The organism is Streptomyces sp. NPDC048484, from assembly GCF_040651415.1.
In the GTDB taxonomy this organism is placed as follows: Bacteria; Actinomycetota; Actinomycetes; order Streptomycetales; family Streptomycetaceae; genus Streptomyces.
The window spans coordinates 101426-122683 of the sequence record NZ_JBEZJY010000032.1 but is presented as its reverse complement, the minus strand read 5'-3'; the positions used below and the strand labels follow the sequence as shown (position 1 = coordinate 122683).

Below are 21258 nucleotides of genomic sequence, written 5' to 3'. Positions count from 1 at the left end.
TCGAATGTGCAGATCGAGCCGGGTCGTGCGGCGTTCGTGAAGACGACGCTGAAGCCGCGGCAGGTCATCTGGTTCGGGTCGAAGGAGGACCGGCCCTACACCCTGGCGGTGCTGCGGTCGGGGGTGACGCCGCTGGATGTGGCGGGCACGTATGTCCAGCGGGGGTTCCTGCCGCGCTGGCTGGCCACCTTCCTGGGCATCTTCATGGCCCTCGCGATCACGTTCGTGATGCTGTGGATCGCGTACAAGCCGCAGGTCCGCAGCGCAGCCACGGAACAGCTCCAGGAAGCGGGCATCAGCACCCTGAAGCCCTCCGACTCACCGACCCCCGAAGCACCCAAGGCCCCGTCCGCTCCGGCCGAGAAGCCTCCGGCCGCGACCGAGACACAGGCCGCGGGCGGAGACGGGGCAGGGGGCGGCGGCGGTGGCGGTGGCGGTTCCGAGGAGAAGGAGACCAAGGCTCCGCCGAGGACCGCGGCGACCGCCGTCCAGAAGCTGGCCGCGCAGGACCCGGGCGGGCGGCATATCTGCTATCGGGCCTTCGTGACGACCAAGGGCTGGACGGACGCGGTGTGCGACGGCCAGACGGCCGGCACGGCGGGCCAGAACAAGTCGATCAGGGCCCTCAACATCGCGGTGTCAGGAACCAAGGGCACGGGCAGCGCCGCCTTCGTCCACGACCCCGAGTCGACCAACGGCAACGGCCACTACAACGAGCCGTGGTCGTTCGCGGTCGACGGCATCGACAACTACTTCGGCAGCTCCAAGAAGGACTCCCCCGACATGCTGGGCTTCACCATCAACGTCGACAACGGCGGTGGCCCCGTCTGCCAGACAACCAACATCCACAACCGAGGCTGGTTCGACATGAGTTGCGACAAGCCCGGAGAGGGCGAGGGGTTCGTCTTCGGGGGCACCCTCAACAACGACCTCTGGCTCGAAGCGGTCAAGTTCACCGTGTGACCCGAACCGCCGACCGCCGACCGTCAACCAGCGACCGTCAACCAGCGGTCGGCAGTCGGCGGTCGGCTTTCAGGCGCCGGACGGCGGGAAGGGCTACCAGTTGCCCTCTCCGGGCACCAGACGGCCCGCCTTGCGGTACTCCCGCTCGGCGCCCTCCCGCAGATCGCGCGCCGTCACGGGGGCTCCGCGTCCGGCGGCCGCGTAGGCAGCGGTGACGACCGCGCTGCGGATCGAACCGCCGGCCAGCTCGAAGTCGTGGGCGACCCCCGCCGGGTCGGTGTCGTCCGCGCACGGCACCGCGGCGAGGCTGTGCCGCCACAGGGCCAGCCGCTGTCCGGAGTCGGGGAACGGGAAGTCGACCACCAGGTCCAGGCGCCGGGTGAACGCCTCGTCGATGTTGGCGCGCAGGTTGGTGGTGAGCACGGCGATGCCGTCGAAGGACTCCAGGCGCTGGAGCAGGTAGGCGCTCTCCATGTTGGCGTGCTTGTCGTGGGAGTCCTTGACCTCCGAGCGCTTGCCGAAGACCGCGTCCGCCTCGTCGAAGAGCAGTACCGCGTCCGTGCGGTCGGCCTCGGTGAAGATCCGTTCCAGGTTCTTCTCGGTCTCGCCCACGTACTTGTCGACGATCGAGGAGAGCTGCACCACGTAGAGGTCCAGGCCGAGTTCGGCGGCGACGACCTCGGCCGACAGCGTCTTGCCGGTGCCGGACTCGCCCGCGAAGAGACCGAGGACACCGCGCCCCCGGCCGCCTCCGGCGCTGAGCCGCCAGTCGCCGAGGACCTGGTCGCGGTGGCGGGCGCGCAGGGCCAGTTCGTGGAGCTGGACGAGGGGCCTGTTCGGCAGGACGAGGTCGTCCCAGCCGACGTCGGGCCGGATCCGGCGGGCGTGCCGCTCCAGACCGGAGGCGGACTGCTGCCGGGCGGCGAGCCGCAGATGGGCGGCGGTCACCGGGGTGCCGTCGAAGCGGGCGAGATCCTCGGCGGCGTGCGCGGCGCGCAGGATACGGTCGCCGCCGAGCCGGTAGGGGGCGACGACGGTGGCGAGGTCGAAGCCGGGTTCCTCCCGCAGGGCGGTCGACCAGACGTCCACCGCGCCCGCCCGCTGCCGGGGTGCGTCGAGGACCAGCGGGTCGCGCTCGTACCACTGGGGATCGTACGGACGCGGTCCGGTGAGCAGCACGGGTACGCCGGCGTCCGCCAACGCCCGTAGGAGCGGCGCGGGTCGGTCCGGCAGGGTGGACACGATGATCGCGGCGCCGCGCAGCCGGGCCTCGCGGAGGAGTTCGGGTACGTGGTCCTCGGGGCCCGTGTAGTGCAGGGCGTCGAGTCCGGTGGCCCGCAGGGCGGCGGTGGCGCCGGCGAGTCCGTCGCCCTCGCGGTGTTCGCGCAGATAGACGGTGACACCGGCTCCAAGGGGCTCGGCGCTCAGCCGGGCGGCCAGTCTGGCGGTGAACTCGGCGTCGGGCGAGAGAGGGGCCACCGCGAGCGGGTGGACGTGGCCGACGAGGACGGGGTCCAGGGTGTCGTCGCCGAGCAGATGGGCGACGAGCCGGTCGGGCACGCGCAAGGACCGGCTGAGGAAGGGACGGTCGGGCTCCTCGACGGTCAGCAGGCCGAGCGCGGTCAGCGGCGCCGAGGGGTGGAACCGGGCCCGCGCCCCGGCGAGGTGCACGGGCAGCCCGCACAAGTCGAGAGCGAGCCCCGTGGTGGCCCGGCGCTTGCTTACGTCGTCGTTGAGGTATCCGTACAGCGGCTCGAAGGAGCGGTCCAGATCGGGTGCGAGGGCGACGAGCAGGATCCGGGTGTCCAGTTCGGTGAGCCCGAGACGCACCGCGAGCGTTTCCAGCCGGTCGGCCCGGTCGGCCCGGTCGGCCCGGTCGGCCCGGTCGGCGTCGGCGGCCCCCGTGCCCTTGCCCGTTCGCATGCCCTGGACGCCCGCCCCGTCCTCGAACGCGCCTGTGTCCTTGAACACGTTCGTGTCCTCGAACGGGGAGGCGTACGCAGCCGTCCTGGGCGCCAGAAGAGGCCGTACGGCCTCTTCGGAGAGGTACAGCCCGCGCAGCGGATCGTCCGCCGTCGGGTCGGTGGCACCGCGCTCGTCGACCAACTCGCCGACGCGGTCGCGCAACCGGGCCAGACGGAAGAGGAGCGCGTCGGACGTGAGGGGGGCGTGGATGGTCACTTCTGCCGTTCTCCGGTGGTCTTCCCCTCACCGGTGGACTTCTCTTTCCCGGCGGTCTTCCCTTTCCCGGTGGTCGGCTTCCCGGTGGTCGGCGAGGACTTCAGATGCCGTGGCTGGTGCCTGCGTTCCTCAGAACCCTCCAGCGTGCCGTCCATGCCGCGTACGCGGACGCCCGCGCCCTCCGTGACCGGGGGACCGGCGTCGTACTCGGGGAAGCCCGGGAAGGGGACGGTGACCACGAGGTCCAGGGACGGCTTCATCTCGCCGCCCAGGGCGGACCAGATCTCCGCGAGGGACCGGGACTCGGTGTGCAGCCCTGCCACCGTGAGCGGGACCGACAGACCCAGCGCGCCCAGGGCGCCCGGCAGTTCGCTCGGGGCCAGCAGCTCGCGGGGCAGCATGGTCGACAACACGGCGGAGAGCAGCCGGTGTTCGTCCTGGGGCTGCTTGGTCCAGGCGGTGACCAGGTACGACAACCGGAACCAGCGGGGCGGCTGGCGGCGGCGTACGACGATGTCACGCTGGTCGCGGATGGAGACCTGGCCGCGCTGACGCCGGGAGACGTCCTCACGGATGTCGTACAAGTAGGAATTGATGGAAGGTGCGTTACGCCGGGCCGCCCAGTCGCGGGTGGGGGCCTCGAAGGACACGTCGATGCCGGATCCGGCCAGCGCACCGCCTCCGAGCAGCCGTTTGAGGACCTCGTCCACCTCGTGGATCACCGTCGTGCTCCCGCCCTGCTGTGCCGTACCGCCGGATGCCGGCGCGGCTGCCCCGTGCCGACACCGGAACCGCTGTCGGAACCGCTGCCGGAATCGCTGTCGTAACCGATCGTGCCCTCCGGGGCCTCCGCCCCCGCAGGCACGCCGGGGACGACACCCGGGCAGACCGTGCTGCCCATAGGTACGTATCCGACTGCCCGTTCGATCAGATGTAGCCTTCGCGCAGGGCATGGGCCACGGCGTGCGCCCGGTTGCGCAGATGCAGCCGGGTGGTGAGTCCATGCATCACGTTCTTGACGGTCCGCTCCGAGTAGGACAGCTTGCTGGCGATCTCTCCGGTGTCGAGCCCTTCGGCGACGAGCCTCAGCACATCCACCTCGCGCGGTGCGAGTCCTGAGGAAGGGGCACCGGGGTGGTTGCTCGCTGTGCGGTGCAGGGACCCCACCTGGCTGATCAGCCGGCCGAGCAGATCGGAGGGCAGGTCCCCGTCACCCCGGGAAGCCGCGATGACGGCCTGCACCAGCCGGTGCGCGGTGGCCTCGTGGCGCCACACGATGGCCCCGACACCGCACTCGATGACGTCGAGGAGTTCGGTCTCGCGGATCACGCTCACCACGAGCACGGCGCGGGCGCCTTCGCTGCGCACCAGTCTGCGCAGCCGGGTGAGCGCGGCGTCGTCCAGCACCTCGCTGATCAGCAGGGCGACCGTGTCCGGTCCGGTCTCGGTCTCCTCGCGGAGGTCGATCACCGGGTGCTGTCGCAGCTGGCTGAGTGCTCCCTCCCGGCTGATCGGGTCCGAGGCGTGGACCGCCACCGGTATTCGGGACTCGGGCTCTGCTGTGCCCGGAGCCGCGGTCCCAAATGAGCTGCGCAACGGACTCCCCTATGTTCACGAGCCCGTCATCTCTGTGGCGTCCGTGACAGGCGTGCAGTCATCACACTTCTGGGGGCCGTGGGGTCGGCGCAATCGTGGAACACCACGAGACACACCACGAGATCGGCAATCACCTTGCATAAATGACAGTGGGTCATGCCGAGCAACGGGAGTGGCGTGTTCCGCCATCCCACACAGTGGACCGCACGACGGCCGCGAGGGAGGCAGGGATGTACGTACCACTGCTTGAGCGTCGGCAAACCCTGGAACTGGTAGCAGCCGAGGCCCGCCGCGCCCGCGCCGGAACCGGCCGGCTGGTCCTGCTGCGGGGCGCCACCGGCACGGGCCGCACCACGCTCCTCGAAGCCTCCGCCGCGCAGGCGGAGGCGGACGGGATGCGAGTGCTGCGGATCCGCTGCTCACCCGACGACACCACGCTGCCCTACGCCGCCGTACGTCAACTCTTCGGCCCCGAGGCGGAGTTCGCCAACGCCACGAACACCACGAATGCCACGGACACCACGGGCGCCACGAATGCCCTGGACGCCCTGGACGCCCTGGACGGCATGGACGCCCACGAGGTGTCGGACGAACGCGCCCAGGGGGCCCGGCTGTGGCGGCTGCTGCGTTCGGCCACGACCGGGCCACCGCTCTTCGTCGCCGTGGACGACGTCCACCTCGCGGACGACTCCTCGCGGCGCTGGCTCGTCGACGCCGCCCGACGGGTGGACCGATTACCCGTACTGCTGGTGGTGACCGAGCGCAGTCAGTACGACATCGACGCGCCGTCGGCCGGTCTCGCCCACGCGCTCTCGCCGGGACTCGTGCGCACCCTCACCCTCGCACCGCTGGGTGCCGACTCCACGGCACAGCTGGTCCGTTCGGAGTTCGGGACGGTCCCGGGGACGTGGGTGGAGGACTGCGTACGCGCGAGTGCGGGCAGCCCGCTGCTGCTGCGTGCCCTGCTGGACGACCTGCGCGGGACCCTGCCGGCCACGGTGCCGAAGGTGTGCGCCGCGCTGTATCCGGGGGCGTACCAGGCCGCGGTGTCGTGGTGGCTGGACAGCGCGGGGTCCGCGACGGCGGAGGTGGCCCGGGCGCTGGCGGCACTGGACGACGACCACAACCCGGGACGGGACCGGTCCGGCCCCGCTGACGGCCACTCGGAGGGAGCCGCGGACCATCCGGACGAAGGCACCGGGCCGCGGCCTTCGGGGGCCGGGGTGGGGGCGGGGGCGGAGGCCGCCCGGCCCTTTGGCGACGCCCGGCCCTTTGGCGACGACTGGCCCGCCGGGGGCGACACAGCCCCGTCGGGCGACACGGCCTCGGCGGGCACCGCCGCGGAGGACGAGGCGACGGCGGAGGACGAGGCAGCCTCCGCCGAGCGGCTTGCCGAGCAGCGCGCCGGGGAACGCGCGGATGAACGAGCCGAGGAACGCGCGGATGAACGCGCGGATGAACGAGCCGAGCAGCTCGCCGAGTTGCTCGGCGGAGTCGCCGACGCCGACGCCGCGCGGGTGGCGGGGTGGCTCACCGCCATGGCGCGGCTCGGACTCCTGCGGCCCGACGCCGACGGGCGGCCTCGCTATGCCCATCCCCTGCTGCGCGACGCGGTGTTGAGCGGCTGGCCCGTCACACGGCGGCGGGCGGCGCACCGCACCGCCGCCGAGGTGATGCTGCGACGCGGCGAACGTGCCGAGGTCGTGGCCGGCCAGTTGCTGCGGACCGACGCGGTCGGCGAGGCGTGGGCCACCGGCGTCCTGCTGGACGCCGCCACCATCGCCGTCCACGACGGCCGTACCGCCGACGCCCTGCCCTACCTGCGCCGGGCCCTGGACGAGCCGCTGCCCGACGAGCACCGGCAGCGGCTCCTCACCGAACTGGGTTCCCTGGAGTACACCACCGTGCGCTCCTCGGCCGGCATACCGCGCCTCGCCGAGGCGGTCCGGCTGACGGGCGTCCCGCAGAACCGGGTGCGCGCGGCGGTGGCCCTGGGCACGGCGCTGGCCGGCCGGGGCGAGGCCCGTGCCGCGGTCGACGTACTGCGCTCCCTCGACCCGCAACTGACAGGCCACCCCGACCTGGCCCGTACGGTGCACGTCGCCTCGGCGCTGCTCTCCGATCACGACCAGGAGATCCGGCAGGAGGTCTACCACTGGCTGCGCGAGGCCGCCGGCCGCTCCCCGGGCCTGGTCGGCACGGCGGGCCAGGCACTGCTCGTACGGTACGAGGCGTCGGCAGGCCTGCTCTCGGCGGACGCCGCCATGGAACGCGTACGCGCCCTCCTCGCGGAGCCCGTCGAACCGTTCGCGGAGCCCTACCTGCTGGGCACGGCCGCCGCCGTCGCCCAGTGGGCCGACGAACTGGAGGAGGCCGGCCGGCTCGTCGAACGCGGCCTGGCCCGACAGCGACCGTCCCTGCTGCACCCGATGCACCGGGCGCTGCTCAACGTACGGGCCGACATCGCCGCGGCCCGCGGCGACTACGCGCGGCTGCTCACCGGGCCCGAGGCCAGGCGGCCGGCGGGGTCCCGCCCGGGCCCGGCCAACGGACAGGCCCACGCGGTGGTCGCGCTCGTCGAGACCGGCCGGGTGCCGGAGGCCGGCCGGCTCGCGGGCGGCTTCGACCTGCGCGACGCACAGGATTCCTGGGAGCTGAACCGGTTCCTGTACGCGCGAGGTGTGCTGCGGTCCGCCGCCGGAGACCCGGCGGGCGCACTCGACGACTTCCTTGAGTGCGGGCGCCGCCAGTCGGCCCGCGATGTGGTCAGCCCCGTCGTCACCCCCTGGCGGACGGCCGCGGCGGAGTGCTGTCTGGCGCTCGGCCGGCCCCTGGAGGCGCTGGAACTGGCCGGCGAGGAACTGCGGCTGGCCCAGGTGTGGAACACCCCGCGCCTGGTGGGCCGTGCACTGCGGGTGCTCGGCATGGCGACCGGCGGACGGCGCGGTCTGGCCCTCGCGGACCAGTCCGTCCGTATGCTGCGGGACGCCTCACGGGACGCCTCGGTGGAACCGGAGCTGATTCCCGCGCTGGTCGCGCAGGGCCGCCAGCTCACCGCCGCCGGGGAGCGGGCCCGCGCTCGCGACTGCCTGCGGGAGGCGGCCGAACGCGCCGAACGGCTGGGCGCCGTACGGCTGCGGGCCACCGCCGAGGAGGCCCTGCGCGAGGGCGGCGCCCGCCGGACCGCGACGGCGCTCACCGGCTCGGACGCGCTCACCGGCAGCGAGCGTCGCATAGCCGAGCTGGCCGCCGGCGGCCGTACCAACACGGAGATCGCGGCCCTGCTGCACCTCGCACGCCGCACCGTGGAGACACATCTGACCAGCACCTACCGGAAGTTGGGCATACGCCGACGAACCGAACTGCCGACCGTGCTGGGCCGGCAGCAGCGGAACGGAGGACGGGCGACGGGAACGGGTACCGGGGCGGGTGACGGGGCGGGCGACGGGGACGGGTGACGGAAACGGGGGGACCTACTTGACCGGTTCGGGCTGCGGTGCGTTCTCCGTCTCCGCCGTGCCCGCCGGGGGGTCGTCGTCGGCCGGAGTCCGCACGGAGTCGAGCAGCAGCTGGGCCACGTCCACGACCGTGATGGATTCCTTGGCCTTGCCGTCGTTCTTCTTGCCGTTGACCGAGTCGGTCAGCATGACGAGGCAGAACGGGCAGGCGGTGGAGACGATGTCGGGGTTCAGCGAGAGGGCCTCATCAACACGCTCGTTGTTGATGCGCTTGCCGATCCGCTCCTCCATCCACATCCGCGCGCCGCCGGCGCCGCAGCAGAAGCCACGCTCCTTGTGGCGGTGCATCTCCTGCTGGCGCAGGCCCGGGACGGCGCTCATGATCTCGCGCGGGGGCGTGTAGATCTTGTTGTGACGTCCCAGGTAGCAGGGGTCGTGGTAGGTGATGAGGCCCTCGACCGGGGTCACCGGGATCAGCTTGCCCTCGTCGATCAGGTGCTGGAGCAGCTGGGTGTGGTGGATGACCTCGTAGTCGCCGCCGAGCTGCGGGTACTCGTTGCCCAGGGTGTTGAGGCAGTGCGGGCAGGTCGCGACGATCTTCTTCGCGGACTTGGGCTTCTTCGACTCGGCGGTGAAGTTGCCCTCGTCGTCCATCTCCTCGCCGAAGGCCATGTTCAGCGCGGAGACGTTCTCCATGCCGAGCTCCTGGAACAGGGGCTCGTTGCCGAGACGCCGGGCCGAGTCACCGGTGCACTTCTCGTCGCCGCCCATGATGGCGAACTTGACGCCCGCCATGTGCAGCAGTTCGGCGAAGGCCTTGGTGGTCTTCTTGGCCCGGTCCTCCAGGGCGCCCGCGCAGCCGACCCAGTACAGGTACTCGACCTCGGTGAGGTCCTCGATGTCGCGTCCGACGACCGGGATCTCGAAGTCGACCTCCTTGGTCCACTCAAGACGCTGCTTCTTGGCCAGACCCCAGGGGTTGCCCTTCTTCTCCAGGTTCTTGAGCATCGTCCCGGCCTCGGACGGGAAGGCGCTCTCGATCATCACCTGGTAGCGGCGCATGTCGACGATGTGGTCGATGTGCTCGATGTCGACGGGGCACTGCTCGACACAGGCGCCGCAGCTGGTGCAGGACCACAGGACGTCGGGGTCGATGACCCCGTTCTCCTCAAGGGTGCCGATCAGCGGCCGCTCGGCCTCGGCGAGAGCGGCGGCGGGCACGTCCTTGAGCTGCTCGGCACTCGCCTTCTCGTTGCCTTCCATGTCCTTGCCGCCGCCCGCGAGCAGGTACGGGGCCTTGGCGTGCGCGTGGTCGCGCAGGGACATGATGAGGAGCTTCGGGGAGAGCGGCTTGCCGGTGTTCCAGGCGGGGCACTGCGACTGACAGCGCCCGCACTCGGTGCAGGTGGAGAAGTCGAGCAGCCCTTTCCAGGAGAACTGCTCGACCTGGGAGACACCGAAGACGTCGTCGTCACCGGGATCGGTGAAGTCGATCGGCTTACCGCCGGAGGCCATCGGCAACAGGGCACCCAACGCGGTACCACCCTCGGCGTTCCGCTTGAACCAGATGTTCGGGAAGGCCAGGAAGCGGTGCCAGGCGACACCCATGTTGGTGTTGAGCGAGACGACGATCATCCACACGAAGGACGTGCCGATCTTGATCGTCGCGACGAGGTAGACCAGGTTCTGCAGCGCGCCCAGACTCAGGCCCTTGAAGGCCAGGACCAGCGGGTACGAGGCGAAGTACCCGGCCTCGTAGCCCTCGACGTGGTGGATCGCGCCCTCCAGGCCGCGCAGCACGTAGATGGCGAGGCCGATGGTGAGGATGACGTACTCGACGAAGTACGCCTGACCGGACTTGGAGCCCGCGAAGCGGGACTTGCGGCCGGCCCGCGAGGGCAGGCTCAGCAGCCGGATCACCATGAGCACGGCGATGCCCAGGATCGTCATGACGCCGATGAACTCGATGTAGAGCTCGAACGGCAGGAACCCACCGATGACCGGCAGCACCCAGTCGGCCTGGAAGAGCTGGCCGAAGGCCTGGAGGAGGGTCGGCGGCAGCGTCAGGAAGCCGACCGCCACGAACCAGTGGGCGAAACCGACGATGCCCCACCGGTTCATCCGGGTGTGACCGAGGAACTCCTTCACCAGCGTCACGCTGCGCTGGTAGGGGTTGTCGGTGCGGCTTCCGGCGGGCACCGGCTGGCCGAGCTTGAAGTACCGGACGAACTGGCCGATGGCGCGTGCGAGCAGCGCGACGCCGACCACGGTCAGGACCAGCGACACGATGATCGCGGCGAGTTGCATTTCGGGGCTCCTCGGGCCTGCGAGGTTACATTACTGAGCGGTAGCTTACGCAGTCCTTCGACACTACCCATTCCTCTGCCCGCACTGTAGTCAGGGGTGCCGTGATCTGCGTCGCTGAGGCTTACCTGGGTACGCGTGGCGGGCCGGGTGCCCCGCGGGACTGCATCGATGTGCGGCTCCGCCGCGTGGGCGCGCTCAGCCGCCAAGGGCCCGCAGCCGACAGCGGCGGGGCGGCTTTTCAGGGGCGCGGGGAACTGCGCGACCAGCCCCCACCGGCCCGCAGGCGGTAATCAGCCGCAGTCAGCCGCAGGCGCACCCGCAGGCGCAAGCGCAGGTCAGAACCCAAAGTGCGCGTAAGCAAGAGATAAGAGTTGAGCCTGCACGACTCACCTCTGTTGACCACGCGGCGAGCGTCGTGCACACTTGAGCCTGTTCCACTCAAGTCATTGCTGGAGGAATTGAAATGGCACGTGCGGTCGGCATCGACCTGGGCACGACTAACTCCGTCGTCAGCGTTCTGGAGGGCGGTGAGCCCACCGTCATCACCAACGCCGAGGGCGCCAGGACCACGCCGTCCGTCGTCGCCTTCGCCAAGAACGGTGAGGTGCTCGTCGGAGAGGTCGCGAAGCGCCAGGCGGTCACGAACGTGGACCGGACCATCAGGTCCGTGAAGCGTCACATGGGCACGGACTGGAAGATCGAGCTCGACGGGAAGCACTTCAACCCGCAGCAGATGAGCGCGTTCATCCTGCAGAAGCTGAAGCGCGACGCCGAGGCGTACCTGGGCGAGAAGGTGGCCGACGCGGTCATCACCGTCCCGGCGTACTTCAACGACTCCGAGCGCCAGGCGACGAAGGAGGCCGGCGAGATCGCGGGCCTGAACGTCCTGCGTATCGTCAACGAGCCGACGGCCGCCGCCCTGGCCTACGGTCTCGACAAGGACGACCAGACGATCCTCGTCTTCGACCTCGGTGGCGGCACGTTCGACGTGTCCCTCCTGGAGATCGGCGACGGCGTTGTCGAGGTGAAGGCCACCAACGGTGACAACCACCTCGGTGGTGACGACTGGGACCAGCGTGTCGTCGACTACCTGGTCAAGCAGTTCAACAGCGGCCACGGCGTGGACCTCGGCAAGGACAAGATGGCGCTCCAGCGCCTGCGCGAGGCCGCGGAGAAGGCCAAGATCGAGCTGTCCTCGTCCACCGAGACCTCGATCAACCTGCCCTACATCACGGCGTCCGCCGAGGGCCCGCTGCACCTGGACGAGAAGCTCACGCGCGCCCAGTTCCAGCAGCTCACCGCTGACCTTCTGGAGCGCTGCAAGACGCCGTTCCACAACGTCATCAAGGACGCCGGCATCCAGCTGAGCGAGATCGACCACGTCGTTCTCGTCGGTGGCTCCACCCGGATGCCCGCCGTCGCGGAGCTCGTCAAGGAGCTGACCGGCGGCCAGGACGCCAACAAGGGCGTCAACCCGGACGAGGTCGTCGCCATCGGCGCCGCCCTCCAGGCCGGTGTCCTCAAGGGCGAGGTCAAGGACGTCCTGCTCCTCGACGTGACCCCGCTGTCCCTCGGTATCGAGACCAAGGGAGGGATCATGACCAAGCTCATCGAGCGCAACACCACGATCCCGACCAAGCGGTCCGAGATCTTCACGACGGCCGAGGACAACCAGCCGTCGGTGCAGATCCAGGTCTACCAGGGCGAGCGCGAGATCGCGGCGTACAACAAGAAGCTCGGCATGTTCGAGCTGACCGGTCTGCCGCCGGCCCCGCGCGGGGTCCCGCAGATCGAGGTCGCCTTCGACATCGACGCCAACGGCATCATGCACGTGACCGCGAAGGACCTGGGCACGGGCAAGGAGCAGAAGATGACCGTCACCGGCGGCTCCTCGCTGCCGAAGGACGAGGTCGACCGGATGCGCCAGGAGGCCGAGCAGTACGCGGACGAGGACCACCGCCGCCGCGAGGCCGCCGAAGCCCGTAACCAGGGCGAGCAGCTCGTCTACCAGACGGAGAAGTTCCTCAAGGACAACGAGGAGAAGGTCCCCGGCGACGTCAAGACCGAGGTCGAGGCGAGTGTCGAGGAGCTGAAGGCCGCGCTCAAGGGCGAGTCCGCCGAAGGCGACAACACCGCCGAGATCCGTACGGCCACCGAAAAGGTCGCCGCCGTCTCCCAGAAGCTGGGCCAGGCGATGTACGCCGACGCCCAGGCCTCGCAGGGTGCTGCGGGCGCCGAGGCGCCCGGTGACGGCGCGGGTCCCGACGAGGGCGCCAAGGCAGCCGACGACGACGTCGTCGACGCCGAGATCGTCGACGAGGACCGTGACCGCAAGGACGGTGCCGCGTGACGGAGGAGACCCCGGGCTTCGACGAGCAGCCCGACGTCCCCTCCGGCGCCACCCCTGAAGACGCCGAGCCGAAGGCCGCCCCCTCCTCCGCGGAGGACGGGGCGGCCCCGGCAGGGGACACGGCAGCAGCTCAGTCAGCAGCCCAGATCGCAGGCCTGACGGCCCAGCTGGACCAGGTCCGTACGGCGCTCAACGAGCGTACGGCGGACGTCCAGCGGATCCAGGCCGAGTACCAGAACTACCGCCGCAGGGTCGAGCGCGACCGGATCGCGGTCAAGGAGCTCGCCGTGGCGAACCTCCTGACCGAGCTCCTGCCCGTACTCGACGACATCGGCCGCGCACGGGAACACGGCGAACTGGTCGGCGGCTTCAAGTCGGTGGCCGAGTCGCTGGAGGCCATCGCGTCGAAGATGGGCCTGCAGCAGTTCGGCAAGGAGGGCGAGCCCTTCGATCCGATGATCCACGAGGCCCTGATGCACTCGTACGCGCCGGACGTCACGGAGACGACGTGCGTGGCGATTCTGCAGCCGGGGTATCGGTTCGGCGAGCGCACCATCCGCCCCGCGCGGGTGGCGGTGGCCGAGCCGCAGCCGGGCGCTCAGCCGGTCAAGGGCGATGAGACGGACGCGGCGAACCAGGCGGCCGACGACAAGGAGAGCGGTGGCCCGGACGAGGGCTGACGTGAAACAGGGCGTACGCGCGCCCCTTTGCACCGAGCACGTCGAGCGCGTACGTGAGAGTGGCGTACGGAAGGAGGGGCGTCGAGGATGAGCACCAAGGACTTCATCGAGAAGGACTACTACAAGGTCCTCGGCATTCCCAAGGACGCCACCGAGGCAGAGATCAAGAAGGCGTACCGGAAGCTCGCCCGCGAGTTCCACCCGGACGCCAACAAGGGGAACGCGAAGGCCGAGGAGCGCTTCAAGGAGATCTCCGAGGCGAACGACATCCTCGGGGACCCCAAGAAGCGCAAGGAGTACGACGAGGCCCGCGCCCTCTTCGGCAACGGCGGCTACCGGCCCGGCCCCGGCGCCTCGGGCGGCTCCTTCAACTTCGACCTGGGCGACCTCTTCGGAGGCGGCCCCCAGGGCGGAGCGGGTGGAGCCGGCGGGGCCGGGGGCGCCGGTGGTGCCGGCGGCTTCGGCGGCGGCATAGGTGACGTCTTCGGAGGCCTGTTCAACCGCGGCGGTACGGGCGGCCCCGGCACCCGTACGCAGCCGCGGCGCGGCCAGGACATCGACACCGAGGTCACGCTCAGCTTCACGGAGGCGGTGGACGGCGCGACCGTTCCGCTCCGCATGACCTCGCAGTCGCCCTGCAAGGCCTGTTCGGGCACCGGCGACAAGAACGGCACACCGCGTGTGTGCCCGACCTGTGTCGGCACCGGCCAGGTGGCGCGCGGTTCGGGCGGCGGCTTCTCGCTGACCGACCCGTGCCCGGACTGCAAGGGCCGCGGCCTGATCGCGGAGCACGCCTGCGCGGTCTGCAAGGGCTCGGGGCGCGCGAAGTCGTCCCGGACCATGCAGGTCCGTATCCCGGCCGGAGTGTCGGACGGACAGCGCATCCGGCTGCGCGGCAAGGGCGCACCGGGCGAACGGGGCGGGCCCTCGGGCGACCTGTACGTCACCGTGCACGTGGACGCGCACCCGGTCTTCGGCCGCAGGGGCGACAACCTCACCGTCACCGTGCCCGTCACCTTCGTGGAGGCGGCACTCGGCGGCGAGGTCCGCGTGCCCACGCTCGGGGGGCCTCCGGTCACCCTGAAGCTGCCGCCGGGCACGCCCAACGGCCGTACGATGCGCGCCCGCGGCAAAGGCGCGGTCCGCAAGGACGGCACCCGCGGGGATCTGCTGGTCACAGTCGAGGTGAGTGTCCCGGCGGACCTGACGGGGAAGGCTCGCGACGCGCTGGAGGCGTATCGCGAGGCGACCGCGGAGGAGGATCCGCGGGCGGAGCTGTTCCAGGCCGCGAAGGGAGCATGAGGACACCATGGACGCACCGGGACGCCGTCGGCAGAACTCATTCACCGGCAGGGCCTATGAGCTGACCGAGGAAACACCGGTGTACGTCATCTCGGTGGCCGCCCAGCTCTCCGGTCTGCACCCGCAGACGCTGCGTCAGTACGACCGCCTCGGCCTGGTGTCCCCGGACCGCACGGCCGGGCGCGGCCGCCGCTACTCGGCCCGCGACATCGAACTGCTGCGCACGGTCCAGCAGTTGTCGCAGGACGAGGGCATCAACCTCGCCGGCATCAAGCGCATCATCGAGCTGGAGAACCAGGTCGCCGCGCTCCAGTCCCGCGTGGCGGACCTGCAGGCGGCCCTCGACGGCGCGGCATCAACCATGCAGCAACGCGAGGCCGCGGTCCACGCCTCGTACCGCCGAGACCTGGTCCCGTACCAGGAGGTCCAGCACACGAGCGCGCTGGTCGTCTGGCGCCCGAAGCGCCCACCGACGGACTGACGCACACGCAGGCACGTAGGTACCTCGGCACCTCGGCATGCTGAAGGGGCCCGGAGATTCAACTCGAACCTCCGGGCCCCTTCAACGTCAACTCGTAAGGAAACCTGTCATCGTCCGCCTGTGGCGAGGGCTATATAGCCATGGTGCGGCATGCGGTTCGTTCCCAAGAGTCGCCGGGTACGCTCCTTCGGTCCTTGGTCGAGAGGAGTTGCTGAGTGGCCCGGTCAGGTGGACCCGTTCTGCGTACCCAGAGGCTTGTGATGGAGCCGATCCGCCGTGGGGACAGCGACGATCTCTTTGAGGCTGTGGTCAGTCAGGACGGCGTCATGCGATGGCTGGCGACCGGCCGGGCGGACAGCCGATCCGCGGCCGAGGTCATGTGCGAGGGCCACGTCGCCCACTGGACCAGACACGGCTATGGCGACTTCGCGGTCAGGGATGCCGCAACGCACGGGTTTCTCGGCCGGGTGGGACTGCGCAATCGGGCCCAGCACGGAGTTGACCTCGGTTTCGCCCTGCACCCACGGGCACAGGGCCGCGGGGTCGCAGGCGAGGCGGGCCGCGCGTGCCTGGACCTGGCGTTTCGCCACCTCTCGCTCCCTGCTGTTTTCGCGTTCGTCCTGCCTGACAACGCGGCCTCGATCGCGGTACTGCGCCGCCTGGGAGCCAAGGCGGACGGGACTGTCCAGTCCAGCGGCCTGCATTGTCTGCGCTACCGGTTCGACCCCGCCGCGACGGCCGACACGGCCGACACGGCCGCGATGGTCACTGCGGAGCATGTGGTGGACGACGGTTGCGCGGGCCTCCAGCTGGTCCACGCGACGGGCCCCGGTTCTGCGGAGGACGGGGCCGCACTCCGCCACGGCCGCCCCGACCCCTTCGGGGTGAACGGGCTCGGTCTGGTGTGGGCCGACAAGCAGCACACTCTCACCGCTGTTTCCGAAGGCCGGCCGGTGGCTTCCGCGGGATGGCTGCTGCGGGACATGGCCTTCGACGGTTTGCCGCGCCGCGCCGCGGGGCTGGGTGGTGTGCTGGTGCACCCCGCTCATCGAGGCCGGGGCATCGGCCGGACGGTGATCAGCGTGGCGGTCGAACACGCACGAGCGGCCGGCGCCGAGACGATGATTCTGCTCTGCCGCCCGGACCTGGTCCCGTTCTACACGCAGCTGGGATGGAGCCGGCTCTCGGTTCCCATAACCTTCCGGCAGCCCGACGGCGCGCGGACCTCGCCACTGACCAGCATGATCTACGACCTGGCCGGCCTGCCTGATCCAACCATCAGCGTGGACCTGCGGGGCCTGCCCTTTTGATGTGATGGGCAGAACTCGGACGCGGGGCGCCGGAGATCCTCGACTCCGCGAGTGCCACCGGGCAAGGAGGTCCGTACGCGGCACGGGGCCGCCGAACAACGACAGCTCTGCGAACTGCTCGCCAAGCTGCTCGACGGCCACCGGCCGCAATCTGCGTAGGCCCAGAACTCCCAGCTCAGATGACGACCGAAATGCAGCCGCACGAGGGTGTTCCATAGGCGTTCGAGCTCCGTCGCTCTACGTCGAGAATCCTTCAACTCCCTTGCGTGACCGGCGAAAACGCCAACAACCCGGCCTTGGGCCTTGCCGAGTACGGACGTGCACCGTGGTCTACGTCTACGTCTACGTCTGCGGGGTGGGCGTTCGGACGTTCATTCGTTCGCCGGGTCTTGCAAAGATGCTGAGGATCTCTGACGGCTCCTGTCCCGTGCTGCCGAACCAGTGCGGCACGTGGGTGTCGAACTCGGCCACCTCGCCAGGCCCGAGGACCCAGTCCCGCTCGCCGAGGACACATCGCATGTGTCCGGACAGGACGTAAATCCATTCGTGACCGTCGTGTGCCCGAGGCTCTGGGCTGACCTTGCTGGTCGGGATGACGATCTTCCATACCTGCATGCCGTCGGGCTGCCGGGTGAGCGGGATGACCGTCCTGCCCTTGACGTGGCCAGGCTTGAGGCGGATGCGTGGGTCGCCCACTTCGGGCGCGCCGACAAGGTCGTCCAGTGGCACCCGGTAGGCCTGCGAGAGGGCGAGGAGAAGTTCCAGGGTTGGTCGGCGCTGTCCGGTCTCGAGTCGCGAGAGCGTGCTCTTCGAGATGCCGGTGGCGGTCGCCAGACTGGTCAGGGTGATGTGACGCCGGGTGCGGAGCTGCTTCAGCCGCGGCCCCGCCTGCTCAAGCACGGCGGCGATAGCTTCTTGGGATTCGTCCACGAGCCTCATCCCACTGCGGATTCCCGGAAACAGCAACGTCTGTTGGCGAAGGACCCGCGCGGCTTCAGCCTTGTGGACATGAGTCAGTACGACGTAGTGATCATCGGCGGGGGTGCTGCCGGACTGTCCGCAGCCGTTGTCCTTTCGCGGGCCCGCCGCAAGATTCTCGTGGTCGACGCCGGTAAGCCGCGCAACGCCCCGGCCGCCCACATGCACGGCTACCTGTCGCGGGACGGCCTCCCACCCGGTGAGCTCCTGGCGCTCGGCCGGGCCGAAGTGAACAGCTACGGTGGCGACATCCTCGAGGGCGCCGCAACCGAGCTGGTGCCCGACGGCCGAAGCGGGTTCTGGGTCCTGCTCGCCGACGGGCAGCGCATCCCGGCACGGCGGCTTCTGGTGACAACCGGCCTACGTGACGAGCTACCCGACGTGCCGGGATTGCGCGACCGTTGGGCTCGCGATGTCCTGCACTGCCCCTACTGCCACGGCCACGAGGTCCGCGACCGCCGGCTCGGCGTCATCGGCGGCAGCCCCGGCGCGGTCCGGTACGCACAGATCGTGCGCCAGTGGACCCACGACCTCGTCTACTTCACCCCGCCCGACATGCTCACCGCAACAGAGCGATCCGAGTTGGCCGCCCGCACCATCGACGTGGTCGAGGGCACCATCGCGCAGCTGGTCATAGAGGACGACCAACTGCGCGGCGTACGGATGGACGACGGCCGTGCGGTTCTTCGCGATGCGCTGTTCGTGCCGCCCCGGTTCGTGCCGAACAGCCGTCTCCTCCGCGGCCTCGGACCAGCGGTCGACGACGACGGCTGGGTCGTAGTCGACGGGACCGGTCGTAGCAGCGTCCCCGGCGTCTGGGCCGCCGGCAATGTGGTGGATCCGCGCGCCCAGGTGATCACCGCCGCCGGTGCCGGCTCCGCGGCCGCCATCGCGCTCAACACCGAGCTGGTCGCCGACGACGTGCGCAATGCCGTCCGCGACCTCAACCAGGGCCTCGTGTCCTGACCTCCAGGCAAACAGCCCGGGAACAGAACAACTCCACCCCGCCGCACCCTTCAGCACGAGCCAAGGAGCGACATGACCAATCCGAACCACAGCCCCAGCGCCATCCCAGGGCCGAACCCCACTCCCGGTCCCGGCGTGGCCGGCCCGCCGACAAAGCACCAGCTGGCGCTCATGATATGGCTGGCCGTCTTCCCGACCCTCACCGTCCTCAATCTTGCCCTCGGCGAGCGGCTGAGCACGCTCGCCCCGGTCCTGCGCACCTTCGTGCTCGCCACCATCGCGGTGCCGATCGTGATCTACGGGCTGATGCCGCAGTTGCACCGACTCCGGGTGCGCATCCTGACCCGGTAGGCAGGCCGCTGAACCAGCCGAACCAGGGGTTCGAGGATCGGCAGCCGCCCGGCAGACCGAAGGCGTCAGAGACGCGCAACCGAGCGAGCCGGGCGTCGATTCGGCCAAGGTCGTCGAGAACATGCGGGATCCCCGAGCTCAGGCCGTCGGCGGACTGGAGCAGCCGTTGCGCCGCTGGGAGGTCACCGTTAACGCTCCGGACGTGAGCGTGGAACGGATCGGCCCTCTCTCATGCGCAGGATCAAGGTGACCGCGTCCTCCGAGCGGGTTCCGGGAGTCAGGAGTTCCTGCAAGAGGAGGCCGCGAATCGCGGCAATGGTGACGGTGGCCATATCCCGCGCTTCCTTCGTGTCGAGCCCTTCGCGTTCCGCGAGTGAGGACAGCATCACGGTCAGGTCGCCGATCGACTCCACGAACTCACGGAAGTCCTCGGGGCCGTACGCGGCCAGTCCGACGACGTAGAAGAAGCCGCGGGCACGCGACAGCTGCTCCGGCCGGGTGTAAGTACGCCAGATCGCCACAACGAAATCGTCGAAGGTGCCCTGCTGGGCGGCCTCCAGAAGTGCCTCGTTGTCACGGGATCGCTGCGCCGTGAGCATGGCGGCCAAGACGCCCGGGAGTGACCCGAAGTGGTAGCGCAACAGGGCGTGGCTGGTCTCGATCCGGGCGGCGATCTCACGGAGTGACATCTCCGGTGAGGGAAGGGCCTCGCCGAAGGCGTCGAGAAGCCGTTCCAGGAGTCGCTCGTGCGCGCTGCCCTTGCGTTCCGAGGTTGACAGGATCACTCCCACGGTTTATCCATTGGAAAAGAAAGTTTGGGCGGTTCCGTGTTGCTTCGCACATGGTCGCAGTCAGCTCGCAACAGTGGAGGATCGGCCATGGGACCTGCTCATGTGGTCGGCGCGGCGGTCATCGACGGATCGGGGCGCGATCCCAGCAACCTCGACATCACTATCGAGTACGGCCGCACGAGTACGGCCGCACTATCGAGAACGGCCGCATCACCCGACTCGGTGCCTCCAGTGCGCACGGCGAGCAGATGACGAAGGCGCTCACTGTCGCCAAGCACGCAGGAGTACGGATCGGGCCGGGTTCCGACCTCATCGGTCCGGCCCAGGACCGTCGCGGCAAAGAACTCAGCCTGCGCGCAGCTCTCGAGACGCCGGTGGAAGCGCTCGTGGCGGCGACCCGGACCAACGCCGAGATCCTCGGCCTGTCCGGCCAGGTGGGTGTCATCGCTCCCGGCGCGCAGGCAGACCTCGTTCCTTGGAACGGCAACCCGCTCGAAGACCCAGAACTGTTCTCCGACCCCACCAACGCCGTCCTCGTCATGCAGGCCGGCCAAATCGTGAAGGACCTCAGATGAGCACCATGTGGCAGGGATGCCTCGCCCACACCGACTACTTCGAGATGCGCTCCAGCGGTGGGCACGACTACGGCATCTGGGTCACCACACCACCGCGCTACGACCCTGCCGCGGCGCCAGCGCCTGTCGTGTACGTCCTCGACGGCAACTGGGCCGTGGGCATGACCGCCCCACTCATCGTCACGCAACTGGACCCCATGCAGTCGATCCAGCCCTACGTCCAAGTCAGCGTGGGCTACGCGGGCGAGGAAGCAGAGCACTGGGAGCGGCTGCGCAACCGCGACCTCGTGCCCCCCGGCGAACCCATCGCGAAGGAGTACATCGACGCGGTGGAGATGGGGGTCGAAACAGGCACGACGACTCGCGAGCAAGCCGACGCCTACCTCGCTGAACTGAGCGACAGCCGCGGGGACATGTTCCTGGACTTCCTCACCGACGACCTGCACCCGCGGATCGAACGCGACTACGGCACAGCCCCGAGCGGTCACGGCCTCTTCGGCTACTCCTACGGCGGACTCTTCAGCCTCTACGCCTGGCTCACCAAAAGCACCTTCTTCGAGAGCATCGGCGCAGGCAGCCCCGGCATCGTCAATGCAGACAGCCAGGTCTTCGCCCTTCTTCAAGCCATGGGTGACACCCTGCCTGCCACCAAGCTCCACGTGACCTTCAACGACCGAGAAATCCTCGGAGACATCGCGGTCTACCAGAACCTCGCGAAGTACACGGCCACGTTCCTCCACCAACTCACCTCGCGCAACGGCTCCGTCACCAGCGCACTCATGCACGAAACCCACGTGACCGGGCTGCAGGCATCCTTCCTCAGCTACCTCAGGACCTGCCGTGCCCAGTAGGCCTGGACGCCGCGGCTCTGCCTGACCGCCGCGCTGGGCGGCGGCGCTCCTGGCCAGTGCCGCCGCCCCGAGCGCCTGGCACCACTCGCCGCACCCGACCGGTACGCGTTTCGAGCCC

At 69.8% G+C, this 21258-nt stretch carries 17 protein-coding genes and 1 pseudogene; 11 read left to right on the top strand and 7 right to left on the bottom strand.

Annotated elements, in window-relative coordinates; translation table 11 throughout:
* Nucleotides 1–963, top strand: a pseudogene (locus tag AB0D14_RS29545) (hydrolase); the annotation flags it as partial.
* Nucleotides 964–1056: 93 nt separating this feature from the next.
* Here AB0D14_RS29545 and AB0D14_RS29540 read toward each other — a convergent pair.
* Genes AB0D14_RS29540 through AB0D14_RS29525 form a run of 4 tightly spaced genes read right to left on the bottom strand, consistent with a single transcriptional unit; the run spans nucleotide 1057 to nucleotide 4740 of the window.
* Nucleotides 1057–3144, bottom strand: a complete 2088-nt coding sequence (locus AB0D14_RS29540) for an AAA family ATPase (RefSeq protein ID WP_362785039.1) — start codon at nucleotides 3142–3144, stop codon at nucleotides 1057–1059.
* Nucleotides 3141–3866 carry a DUF4255 domain-containing protein gene (locus AB0D14_RS29535; RefSeq protein ID WP_362785038.1) on the bottom strand — a complete coding sequence of 242 codons (726 nt, stop codon included), beginning with the start codon at nucleotides 3864–3866 and terminating at the stop codon, nucleotides 3141–3143. Before AB0D14_RS29535 ends, AB0D14_RS29540 begins: the two co-directional genes overlap by 4 nt.
* Entirely contained in the window at nucleotides 3863–4045 is a 183-nt protein-coding gene (locus AB0D14_RS29530; RefSeq protein ID WP_362785035.1) for a hypothetical protein, read from the bottom strand. Before AB0D14_RS29530 ends, AB0D14_RS29535 begins: the two co-directional genes overlap by 4 nt.
* Nucleotides 4046–4071: 26 nt before the next feature.
* Nucleotides 4072–4740 carry a response regulator transcription factor gene (locus AB0D14_RS29525; RefSeq protein ID WP_362785032.1) on the bottom strand — a complete coding sequence of 223 codons (669 nt, stop codon included), beginning with the start codon at nucleotides 4738–4740 and terminating at the stop codon, nucleotides 4072–4074.
* Nucleotides 4741–4970: 230 nt separating this feature from the next.
* Here AB0D14_RS29525 and AB0D14_RS29520 point away from each other — a divergent pair, with 230 nt between their 5' ends.
* Nucleotides 4971–8198, top strand: a complete 3228-nt coding sequence (locus AB0D14_RS29520; protein ID WP_362785030.1) for an AAA family ATPase — start codon at nucleotides 4971–4973, stop codon at nucleotides 8196–8198.
* Between the two features lie 15 nt (nucleotides 8199–8213).
* Here AB0D14_RS29520 and AB0D14_RS29515 read toward each other — a convergent pair whose 3' ends face one another.
* Nucleotides 8214–10505, bottom strand: a complete 2292-nt coding sequence (locus AB0D14_RS29515) for a (Fe-S)-binding protein (protein ID WP_362785026.1) — start codon at nucleotides 10503–10505, stop codon at nucleotides 8214–8216.
* A gap of 463 nt (nucleotides 10506–10968) precedes the next feature.
* Between AB0D14_RS29515 and dnaK the strand changes: the two genes are divergently transcribed.
* The 5 genes from dnaK (at nucleotide 10969) to AB0D14_RS29490 (ending at nucleotide 16628) form a co-directional block, all read left to right on the top strand.
* Nucleotides 10969–12855, top strand: a complete 1887-nt coding sequence (dnaK, locus tag AB0D14_RS29510) for a molecular chaperone DnaK (protein WP_362785023.1) — start codon at nucleotides 10969–10971, stop codon at nucleotides 12853–12855.
* The gene (gene grpE / locus AB0D14_RS29505) at nucleotides 12852–13535 is read left to right on the top strand and encodes a nucleotide exchange factor GrpE (protein WP_362785020.1); all 684 of its coding nucleotides are present in this window, start codon (nucleotides 12852–12854) and stop codon (nucleotides 13533–13535) included. Before dnaK ends, grpE begins: the two co-directional genes overlap by 4 nt.
* 87 nt (nucleotides 13536–13622) lie before the next feature.
* Entirely contained in the window at nucleotides 13623–14837 is a 1215-nt protein-coding gene (gene dnaJ, locus AB0D14_RS29500) for a molecular chaperone DnaJ (protein WP_362785018.1), read from the top strand.
* A gap of 7 nt (nucleotides 14838–14844) precedes the next feature.
* The gene (locus AB0D14_RS29495; protein ID WP_362785015.1) at nucleotides 14845–15318 is read left to right on the top strand and encodes a helix-turn-helix domain-containing protein; all 474 of its coding nucleotides are present in this window, start codon (nucleotides 14845–14847) and stop codon (nucleotides 15316–15318) included.
* A gap of 260 nt (nucleotides 15319–15578) precedes the next feature.
* Nucleotides 15579–16628 (top strand): GNAT family N-acetyltransferase, encoded by a 1050-nt coding sequence (locus AB0D14_RS29490; protein ID WP_362785060.1) that lies wholly within the window; start codon nucleotides 15579–15581, stop codon nucleotides 16626–16628.
* 342 nt (nucleotides 16629–16970) lie between these two features.
* Here AB0D14_RS29490 and AB0D14_RS29485 read toward each other — a convergent pair whose 3' ends face one another.
* Nucleotides 16971–17567 (bottom strand): XRE family transcriptional regulator, encoded by a 597-nt coding sequence (locus AB0D14_RS29485; RefSeq protein WP_362785012.1) that lies wholly within the window; start codon nucleotides 17565–17567, stop codon nucleotides 16971–16973.
* 69 nt (nucleotides 17568–17636) lie between these two features.
* Here AB0D14_RS29485 and AB0D14_RS29480 point away from each other — a divergent pair, with 69 nt between their 5' ends.
* On the top strand, nucleotides 17637–18572 hold the full coding sequence (locus tag AB0D14_RS29480) for an NAD(P)/FAD-dependent oxidoreductase (protein ID WP_362785010.1): 936 nt from the start codon (nucleotides 17637–17639) through the stop codon (nucleotides 18570–18572).
* Nucleotides 18573–18644: 72 nt separating this feature from the next.
* Nucleotides 18645–18923, top strand: coding sequence for a hypothetical protein (locus AB0D14_RS29475; RefSeq protein ID WP_362785007.1), 279 nt, complete (start codon nucleotides 18645–18647; stop codon nucleotides 18921–18923).
* 188 nt (nucleotides 18924–19111) lie between these two features.
* Here AB0D14_RS29475 and AB0D14_RS29470 read toward each other — a convergent pair whose 3' ends face one another.
* Nucleotides 19112–19714: a TetR/AcrR family transcriptional regulator gene (locus tag AB0D14_RS29470; RefSeq protein WP_362785005.1), complete on the bottom strand. Its 603-nt coding sequence runs from the start codon at nucleotides 19712–19714 to the stop codon at nucleotides 19112–19114.
* 248 nt (nucleotides 19715–19962) lie between these two features.
* Between AB0D14_RS29470 and AB0D14_RS29465 the strand changes: the two genes are divergently transcribed.
* Nucleotides 19963–20289 carry an amidohydrolase family protein gene (locus tag AB0D14_RS29465; protein ID WP_362785002.1) on the top strand — a complete coding sequence of 109 codons (327 nt, stop codon included), beginning with the start codon at nucleotides 19963–19965 and terminating at the stop codon, nucleotides 20287–20289.
* Nucleotides 20286–21140, top strand: coding sequence for an alpha/beta hydrolase-fold protein (locus AB0D14_RS29460; RefSeq protein ID WP_362785000.1), 855 nt, complete (start codon nucleotides 20286–20288; stop codon nucleotides 21138–21140). The genes AB0D14_RS29465 and AB0D14_RS29460 overlap by 4 nt, the downstream gene beginning before the upstream one ends.
* The last annotated feature ends 118 nt before the right edge of the window (nucleotides 21141–21258 follow it).